General features: G+C 65.8%; 10 protein-coding genes. 2 read left to right on the top strand and 8 right to left on the bottom strand.

Annotated features, from left to right (window positions below):
• Positions 1–224 (bottom strand): hypothetical protein (locus tag JNK68_02940; GenBank protein ID MBL8539309.1); only part of this gene is annotated, 224 nt, incomplete at its 3' end.
• 374 nt (positions 225–598) lie between these two features.
• On the opposite strand from JNK68_02940, the gene JNK68_02945 reads away from it, so the two are divergent.
• Both JNK68_02945 and JNK68_02950 read left to right on the top strand, forming a co-directional pair.
• On the top strand, positions 599–1738 hold the full coding sequence (locus JNK68_02945; protein MBL8539310.1) for an AAA family ATPase: 1140 nt from the start codon (positions 599–601) through the stop codon (positions 1736–1738).
• 58 nt (positions 1739–1796) lie between these two features.
• Positions 1797–2342 carry a hypothetical protein gene (locus tag JNK68_02950; GenBank protein ID MBL8539311.1) on the top strand — a complete coding sequence of 182 codons (546 nt, stop codon included), beginning with the start codon at positions 1797–1799 and terminating at the stop codon, positions 2340–2342.
• Between the two features lie 31 nt (positions 2343–2373).
• Here JNK68_02950 and JNK68_02955 read toward each other — a convergent pair whose 3' ends face one another.
• The 7 genes from JNK68_02955 to JNK68_02985 all read right to left on the bottom strand — a co-directional run bounded on the left by JNK68_02955 (position 2374) and on the right by JNK68_02985 (position 8837).
• Positions 2374–3405, bottom strand: coding sequence for an aminopeptidase (locus JNK68_02955; protein MBL8539312.1), 1032 nt, complete (start codon positions 3403–3405; stop codon positions 2374–2376).
• A gap of 26 nt (positions 3406–3431) precedes the next feature.
• On the bottom strand, positions 3432–4088 hold the full coding sequence (locus JNK68_02960) for an alpha/beta hydrolase (GenBank protein MBL8539313.1): 657 nt from the start codon (positions 4086–4088) through the stop codon (positions 3432–3434).
• A gap of 20 nt (positions 4089–4108) precedes the next feature.
• Positions 4109–4705, bottom strand: a complete 597-nt coding sequence (gene msrA, locus JNK68_02965; GenBank protein ID MBL8539314.1) for a peptide-methionine (S)-S-oxide reductase MsrA — start codon at positions 4703–4705, stop codon at positions 4109–4111.
• Positions 4702–5202, bottom strand: coding sequence for a peptide-methionine (R)-S-oxide reductase MsrB (msrB, locus tag JNK68_02970; GenBank protein MBL8539315.1), 501 nt, complete (start codon positions 5200–5202; stop codon positions 4702–4704). Before msrB ends, msrA begins: the two co-directional genes overlap by 4 nt.
• Positions 5203–5302: 100 nt before the next feature.
• Complete coding sequence (locus JNK68_02975; GenBank protein MBL8539316.1) at positions 5303–5767, bottom strand: EF-hand domain-containing protein; 465 nt, start codon at positions 5765–5767, stop codon at positions 5303–5305.
• A 177-nt stretch (positions 5768–5944) separates the two neighbouring features.
• A complete protein-coding gene (locus JNK68_02980) occupies positions 5945–7507 on the bottom strand; it encodes a PAS domain-containing protein (protein ID MBL8539317.1) in 1563 nt (520 codons plus the stop codon).
• 31 nt (positions 7508–7538) lie between these two features.
• Positions 7539–8837, bottom strand: coding sequence for a HAMP domain-containing protein (locus tag JNK68_02985; GenBank protein MBL8539318.1), 1299 nt, complete (start codon positions 8835–8837; stop codon positions 7539–7541).
• Between the last annotated feature and the right edge of the window lie 27 nt (positions 8838–8864).

Genomic DNA, 8864 nt, shown 5'->3' on the forward strand with positions numbered 1-8864 from the left:
GTGATCGTCGGCGGCCGGACGAACTTGCAGTCGCCGTCCTCGTCGTCCGGCGCCCGCGCAAGCTGTTCCAGATCGGCCTTGGTGACGCAGTCCTTCTCGACCACGGGCCGGGGAAATGCAGCACCCTTGTACGTCATCTCCCACGCCCCGGTCTTCACCGCGATCGTTTGTGCCGAGGCGAGCAGCGGGCAGCACAGCAGCATCGTGAGACAACGTCTCTTCATTTCTTCCTCCGACGGGTTGAGCGCCGGCGATGTTATCCCGGCGAGGCGGTTCCCGCCACCGCCACGTCCTCGCTCACAGGCTGGGTGAAGGGCGTGATCGGCATGGGGCTGCCGACGGTGGCGATGCGGAGGAAAGAACCGCATCGAGCGGCACCCTGAGATCCGTGTACCGTTGAATCCAAGTGCCGTATCAGCAAGTGCGACAGTATACTCGCGGCAATCGCAGCTGAGGCAGGCGCAACCACGACCCCTAGCTACCCAGAAGGATTGTCTGAGAGGCAACCGTCAACGCCGTTACGAGGCTTCTGCAAAGGGGTGCACTCAAGGCTTAGACAACAGACACAACTTGCCGGAATTGAGAAGCCTCGATGAATATCAAGCTAACTGGTTTGCGCCTGCAGAACTGGAAGAACTTTGCTCAGGTCCAGGTAGACATTCGGGATCGCTTGTTTCTCGTGGGCCCGAACGCCTCCGGAAAGTCGAACCTTCTCGATGTTTTCCGTTTCCTCCGGGATCTGGCGTCGTCGGGTGGTGGATTTCAAGAAGCCATCAGCCGCCGTGGCGGCGTAAGCGCGATCCGCTGTCTGGCGGCGCGCCGTTATCCGAACATCGAGCTCTACGTTGCTCTCAAAGTAGAGGGTGATTCGGAATACTGGGAATACGAACTCGCTTTCAATCAGGACAAGCAACGCCAGCCTTCTATACGGAAGGAGCGGGTGCGGCGCAACGGGCAGGCGGTGCTCGACCGACCGAATCCCGAAGATTTGCAGGATTTAGAGCGGTTGACGCAAACCTATCTTGAGCAGGTGAACGTAAATCAGCCCTTCCGTGATCTCGCCTCGTTCTTTGCATCGATCCGCTATTTGCACATCGTGCCCCAGCTCGTGCGTGAGCCAGATCGCTCGGTCGGTCGCGCGAACGATCCGTTCGGCGGTGATTTCCTGGAGCAGGTCGCAAAAACACCCGAGAAAACCCGAAATGCTCGCTTGCGGCGCATCCAAGATGCGCTTCGGGTAGCCGTACCACAGCTTCACGAGATCGAGATGTGGCGGGACATTCGGGGGACACCACACTTGCGCGGAAAATACCAGCATTGGCGCCCGCAGGGAGCGTGGCAAACCGAGGAACAGTTCTCGGATGGGACGCTTCGGCTGATGGGACTCTTATGGGTAGCGCTGGATAAGGAGGGGCCATTGCTCCTTGAAGAGCCAGAACTCTCGCTCCATCCTGAGGTTGTGCAGGTACTGCCGCAGATGCTGGCGCGACTTCAGCGGCGCACTGGTCGACAGATCTTTCTCAGTACCCATTCGCCGGACCTGCTCCGCGATGAAGGAATCGGACTCGACGAGGTGCTACTCCTTCGGCCTGGACCTGAGGGAACGGAGGTAACGCCGGCAGGTTCGCACCAAGATATACGCGATCTCCTCGAGGGCGGGCTCTCGCTCGCGGATGCCGTTATACCAAGGACGCGGCCTGTCCACGCGGAGCAACTTGGCCTTTTCGGGGACGGTTGAGGATGCAGTGTTGGTGACTATCTCGGCAGCTGTCGAGGGCGCTACGGATGAAGCGGTCGTGCGAAAGCTCATTACGCAAGTCGGTGCAGAGCTTGGACCAGTGTATGGCAAGTACGGCAAAGCGTCGCTTCGCGAAAAGAGAACGGGCTATGTCAACGCCGCACGCCGAGCACCATGGATTGTTCTTGTCGACCTCGATCACGATGCGCCATGCCCGCCGCCTTTACGTTCGGATTGGGTTCCTGTGCAGGTGCCGTTTCTCTGCTTTCGCGTGGCCGTCCGCGCCGTGGAGGCATGGCTGCTCGCGGACGCCGATGCGCTTGCAGCCTTCCTCGGCGTCTCGCGAAACAGGATCCCGCGAGATCCTGAATCCCTGCAGGACCCGAAGACAGCAATGGTGAATCTTGCACGCGCCTCGCGCCGCACTGCCATTCGGGCGGACATGGTACCGCGCGACGGTAGTGGGCGGCCAATTGGTCCCGCCTACGCGTCACGTCTCATCGAATTTGCATCGTCGCCATGGCGGCCGGACATTGCTGCCCAGCGCTCAGACAGCCTGCGGCGCGCTCTTGCATGTCTGGAGAAACTGACAAACGTAGTGTGATCTCCAAGGTTTCTTCCTTTCGCGTTCCGTTTCATCCTGAAGCTTTCGTCTGCGCCGCGAGCTCCGCGAGCCTCGCGTCCCGCTCCGCCTTCGGCAGCTTCGCGAGTTGCTTCGCCGCCGCGTAGAACCGGCCGAGATCGCCCTGCTCCTGCGCGAGCAGCGCCTGGAAGGCGGGGACCTGCTGCGTATAGCTTGCGACGGAGGCGATCTGCGCGTTGTTGAGCGGCCCGGCGATCCAGGCGTCGTACCCGCTTGGCATGCCCCAACGCCGCTTGAGCGCGGCGTAGTCCTCGCGCATCGCGGCGAGGGTCTGCGCCTTCAGCGCCCGCTTTTCGTCGTCGCCTGTATCCGAGGCGTAGATCGCTGTCAGCTTGCCCTGGTATTCGATGACGAGCGCGATGAACTCGCGCTTGCGTGCCTGTCCGCGCTCGAACTGCACGAGCTTCTCGGGCGAGCCTTGGGCCTCGACCCAGCGCCGGACCCCTTCCTGCTCGACCGCCGTGGCGAAGGATTCGTTGAAGGTCGTGTCATCCTTCACGTAGACGACCTGGTGCGCGAGTTCGTGGAAGATGAGCCGCGCAAGCTCGGTGTCCGGATAGCCGATGACGGTGCTCGGCACCGGGTCGTCGAACCACCCCAGGGTGGAATAGGCGGGTACGCCCCCGACGTAGGTGTCGTAGCCTTCCGCCTTCAGGCCGTCCGCGAAGCCGCGCGCGCTCTGCTCGGCGAAATAGCCGCGATAGGTGACGCAGCCGGCGACGGGGAAGCACCACTGCACGGGCTGCAGCGAGAGCTCGGGCGCGGCGAAGACGTTCCACACGACGTAGGGACGGCCAAGCTCGGCAAAGGTGCGATAGCTGCCGTTGTCGGGCAGGCCGAGGTCGTCGCTGGCAAAGCTTCGGATCTCCTGTACCTGCCTCAGGCGGGCCTTGAGCTCGGGCTTCGTATCCGGGTCGGCAAGCCAGTCGTCGATCGGGCGGGACTTCTGCCAGAGTTCGAGTTGACCGCTTGCCGCCTGCCAGTAGTACGGCGCGGCGGTGCAGCCGGAAAGGGCGAGCGCCAGGAGCACCGCCACCGCGAGCGCAGACCTCAAACCACCTCCGCCTGCGCATGCTGGAAGCGGCCGCTCTCCAGAAACGCGACGATCTGGCGCGCCACCGACGGCGCTACCAGCATTCCGGCGTGACTCACTTTCAGGCGGATGTAATCCCGTGCGCCGGGCACCAGCGTTTCCCGGCAGGTGACGACGCCGTCGTGCGGCGCCTCCAGCACGCGCAGCAGGGCACCCGCCCCGAGCGGCATGGTGCCCGCGATGACGCCGACCTCGAGATCTCTCGGCGGCGGCACCGCTTCCTCCCGAGACCACAGCGCGTAGCTGCGGCCGAGCACCCACCGACCCGGCCGGATGGCGCCGACTGCACGCCCCGCGCGACTGCCGTGAAACGGCGGCGCAAGCAGCACGACGCGCCCGAGGCGCGGATCCCGCGACTCCGCCAGCATCTTCAGGATGACGAGCGTGCCCATGCTGTGGCCGACAAGATGCACGCGGGGCGCATCCAGTCCCGCGATGTGCCGCGCCAGCCGGTGCACATGAGCATCGAGCGGATCGCTCACCGAGGCGTAGGAGAACGCGCAGTCCGTCCGCAGGCCGCAGCGCCCGATGCGGCGCGCCTGCAGGCCGAGCGTCGGCCCACGCATCCACAGGCCGTGGACGAAGACGACGGTCGCCGGACGACGCTCCTGCACCTCGTGTGACCGCGGTTGTGCTAGTGCGTTGTCCCCCACACTTCCGCGACGCGGGCGTCGCGCCCGCAACTCGTCCGGTAATAGCGATAACGGATGGGATGCTTCTTGTAGTAGTCCTGGTGGTAATCCTCCGCCACGTAGAACGTGCCCGCCGGCACGATCTCGGTGTAGATCCGGGGCAGGCGCCCCTCCTTCTCCAGGGCCGTCTTGCTCGCCTCGGCCGCGGCGCGCTGGGCGTCGTTCTCGTAGAAGATGGCGGTGCGGTACTGCGCGCCCACGTCGCAGAACTGACGATCCTTCACCGTCGGGTCGACGTGGTGCCAGAAATAATCCAGCAACTGCTCGTAGCTGACCTGCTGCGGGTCGTACCACACGCGCACGGACTCCGCATGCCCGGTGCCGCCGGCACTCACCTGTTCATAGGTCGGATTCTGCACCTTGCCGCCGGTATAGCCGGACTCTGCCCTGGTCACGCCCGGCAGCTTCTCGAAGTCGGCCTCGACGCACCAGAAGCATCCGCCGGCGAAGATGGCCGAGACCTCCTTGCCTTCCGCGCCCGCAGTCCGGAAGCAGAGGAGCGCGGCGAGCGCGACCGTGCAGGCGAGCAGGCGCTTCATGTCCGCAACGCCGGCAAGGTTTCACCCGCCGGCACGAACTCGAGCGCGAGACCGTTGTTGCAGTAGCGCAGACCCGTCGGCTGCGGGCCATCGTTGAAGACGTGCCCCTGATGCCCGCCACAGCGCGCGCAGTGGTATTCCGTGCGCGGCCACACGAGCCGGTAGTCCTTTTTCGTGCCGACCGCCTCCGGCCGCGCATCGAAGAAGCTCGGCCAGCCGGTGCCGCTTTCGTACTTCTGGGCAGAGTCGAAGAGCGGCAGGTAGCACGCGGCACAGATGAAGGTGCCGGCGCGCTTCTCGGCGTTGAGCGGGCTCGTGAACGGGCGCTCGGTGTCCTCCTCAAAGAGGACGGCATAGCGGTTTGCCGGCAGCAGGGTCTTCCACTCGGATTTCGGCTTGTTCAGCGGTGTCACGGACGATTTCTCCTTGCCCGCCGCGGGCAACGCAGCGGCTACGAACAACCCGGACAGGCCGGTCAGGAAATTGCGGCGTTTCATGATCCTTCTCGTGATTCGATTCGTCGGCTAAGACCCGCTCGCCCCGGCGCGGTTCCGCGCGCATCCGTGCGCCGCCCCCCGCGCCGCGGCGAGCCGGCAATCACTTCGAGGCAAGGCCTTTGCCGAGAAACTCCTTGGCGCCGACCATGCCGCTGTGCCCGGTGTCCATCATCTCGAACACCTTGACCTGATACGTGATGTACTCGTCATGGGAGACGCGGCCGTCACCGTTGGTGTCGATCTTGTGCATCATCTCGGGGCTCTGCAGCCCGCGCGCGTAGCCGCCGGTAGCGAAGGAGGCGAGTTCACTCGACGGTGCCAGAAACTCCTTCTCGTCGATCATCATCGTCTTGTCGTGATCCAGCATCACGAAGACGCGCTCCTGGTACGCGACCCACTCGTCCTTCGACACCATGCCGTCCTTGTTGGTGTCGATCTTCTTCATGAGCTCGCCGCTCCTGAGACCGCTCGCGTAGCCGCCGGTGGCGAAGGACACCATGTCATCGGCGGCGGCGGCAAACGGAGCGCAGATCAGCAATGTGGCGGCGGTGGCAACAGCGCGCATTCGGCGCGCCCTCGCGGGTGTGAACATGGGGAGGTCCTCCGTGACGGATGGGTGATGGCGGCTCGCACCCGGTACCTCTTGTGCCGGGCAGCACGCTCCCGAGCAGTGTGCTGGCGGCGGCTCACGTCTTCGTCACGCAAGTCTCACATTTCCGTCACGCGCTCGGACCCGCGGCGCTCACCCGGCGGCGCGCGACTCCAGCGTCCGCAGCCTTTGTTCGAGGGTGCGCCGCTCCATCTCGACGCCGGCGCGCACCGCAAACAGCGAGAAGATCGACTGCACCGGCAGGTCTTCCTGCATCGGCTCCGTGTTGTAGCAGGCGAGGTGACCGATGACACGACCGGTGCTGTCGAAGATGGGGATGCCGAGATAGCTCTCGAAGCCTGCCTCGCGCGGGTAGATGACCCCCACGTCGCGCTGGTACACGCACACCCGCCCGAGATTCACGGTCTCCTGGCAGGGAGTCCCCGCCAGGTCGAACTCGTTCGCCTCCGCCCAGGTGTCGTTCTTCCAGGAGGCGAGCTTGCGTACGTGCGTGGTCGGAAAGTTCGCGCACTCGGCGATGAAGGCGTAGCGAACGCCCAGCGCGCTCGCAAAGTTGCGCACCAGGCTGCGGAAGAACTCGTCGCCGCGCGCGGCCGCCAGCCCTTCCGCCAGCGCGACCAGCACTTCCTCCGCGCGCTTGCGGGCGGTGATGTCGGTATTGAGGCCGACCAGCCGGTATGGCTTGCCGGCAGCCGTGCGCAGGGTGGCGCCGCGTGCCAGCACCCAGCGGTAACGCCCGCTCTTGTGGCGCAGCCGGTGATCGTTCTCGAAGCGCGAGGTGGTACCGTCGAGGTGCGCCTGCAGCGCGGAAAGCGTCGTCTCCAGGTCGTCCGCGTGGATGCGTCCGCGCCACTCGTCCAGGCTGTCGCCGATCTCGTCCTCGGTGTAACCCAGCATCGACTTCCAGCGCGCCGAGTAATAGACATGGTCGTCTCCGACCTCCCACTCCCACAACCCGTCATCGGCCCCGCGCACCGCCAGCGTGTAGCGCTCCTCGCTCTCGCGCAGGCGGTCCTCGGCGGCACGGCGACGCTCGGTCTCGCGTTCCGCATCGCGCGCGCGCTCGGCAAGCTTCTCACCGAGGCGACCGACGCTCGCCGCCAATCGCCCGGTGCCATTCGCGTTATCGAGGTGCGCGATGCCGCCGGCGGCGAGGAGCTCGGCCGATTCGGCGACACGGTCGAGCGAACGCGCCAGAAAGAATCGCAGGGCGAGCGCGGTGACGATCAGGGCGGCAACCAGGCCGGCGACGAGGAGCAGGGTCAGATCGCGCAGGCCCGCGCGGATGACTGCGAACTGCGGTCCGAAGTCGACATTCGCCGTGAGCCAGCCGAGCACCACCGCGCCGTCGGTGACCGGTTGCTCGAGGGCGTGCGCATCCGCTGCCGTCGCGGCAACATCCTGACCAGAGACCTTGCGCACGGTCCGCCCCGAGCGGTCCTTGATCTCGAGCGCGACCCAGCCCGGACGTGCCCGCAGCGCTTCGTCGAGCACCGGTGCCGCCGCTGCGGTCCCGCCGTCCTTGAGCAGCGGCGCGAGTTCACGAGACAGCCGGTCCAGCGCATCGCCGATGCGGTCGCGATACTGCGTCTCTCCCTCAGCAATGGCGTGCGGCGCCCAGACCCAGCGCACGCCGCCGACCACGACCAGCCACACCACGGCGAGTGGCACCAGGATTCTCCAGTAGAGCGCCATCTGCCTCCCTCCCTTCCGAATGACGAGCGCGCTATCGCGCAGCGCCGGCAAGCGGCAACGAAAACGCGAAGACTGCGCCGCGACCGGGTTCACTCTCAACACTGATGCGACCGCCGTGCAGTTCGACGATCTGCCGGGCGATGGCGAGCCCGAGGCCGGCGCCGCCGGAGCGGCTGTCGCGGCTCTTGTCCACGCGATAGAGGCGCTCGAAGACGTGCGGCAGGTGATCCTTCGGAATGCCGGTGCCGGTGTCGGCCACCGCGATCAGCACGTCGTGCTCGCGCGCCTGCGTGGTGACGGTGACGCTGCCGCCCGCCGGCGTGTGGCGCAGCGCGTTGTCGATCAGGTTCTGCAGCACGCGCTCGACGAGCGCGATGTCGGCCATGACGATCGGGAGCTCGGCACTCACCTCGGCGCGGATGTCGACCCGACGCCGCTCGGCATCGAGCGCGAACTTCTGCACCACGTCCTGGATCAGTTCGGCCACCGGAAACGCCTCGGCGTGCACGGTCACTTCCTTGGCTTCGAGCTTGGCCAGTTCGAAGAGCTCGGCCACCAGTTGCGCGAGTCGCTCGGTCTGCTGGGTCGCGATCGACAGATACGTTCGCTGCTCGTCCGCCGACAGACTGTCGCCTTTGATGATCAGGGTCTCGAGGTAGCCGCGCAGCGAGGCGAGCGGAGTGCGCAGGTCGTGCGAGACGTTCGCGACGAGGTCGCGACGCACCGACTCCTGCCGCTGCAGTTCGCGGATCATGGCGGTCATCCGCTCCACCATCTCGTTGTAGGTGGCGGCGACGCGATCGATCTCGTCCGCCCGGCCCGGCGGCGGCAGCGGCGAGAAGAGCACTTTCTCGCGAAACGCGCTGTTCTTGAAATGCTCCATCGCCGCCACCAGCCGCTCCAGCCGGCGGGCCACGACGGCGAAGATGGTAAAGCCGGCCACCAGCGCCAGCACGAGGCCGGCGAGCATGATCAGGAGGCTCTGGTCGAGGATGTAGCGCGTCTCGCGATGGCCGGTGACCGCGTCGTACAGCTCACCGCCGAGGATCGCGTAGATGTAGCCCATGCCGTCACCGCTGGCGGCCAGTGGCGCAGCGGCGAAGATCTTGCGGCGCATCGCATCGCGCGGGTCGTCGCCGCGGATGGGGAAGCGGCCGCCCGCGAGAAACGCGCGGATGGGATCGAGATCGACGGTACGGCGGACGACCTTGCCGGGCGCGGCGGAGAACGCGAGGATCGCACCGGACATGTCGACGACGTAGACTTCGATGCCGGGATTCAAGTGCATGAGCGACTCGATCCGCCGCTTGAGCGCCACCGGATCGCTCACGGCGTCGCGGATCTCGGACGCCACTTC

This window comes from Betaproteobacteria bacterium (assembly GCA_016791345.1).
Taxonomy (GTDB): Bacteria; Pseudomonadota; Gammaproteobacteria; order Burkholderiales; family JAEUMW01; genus JAEUMW01.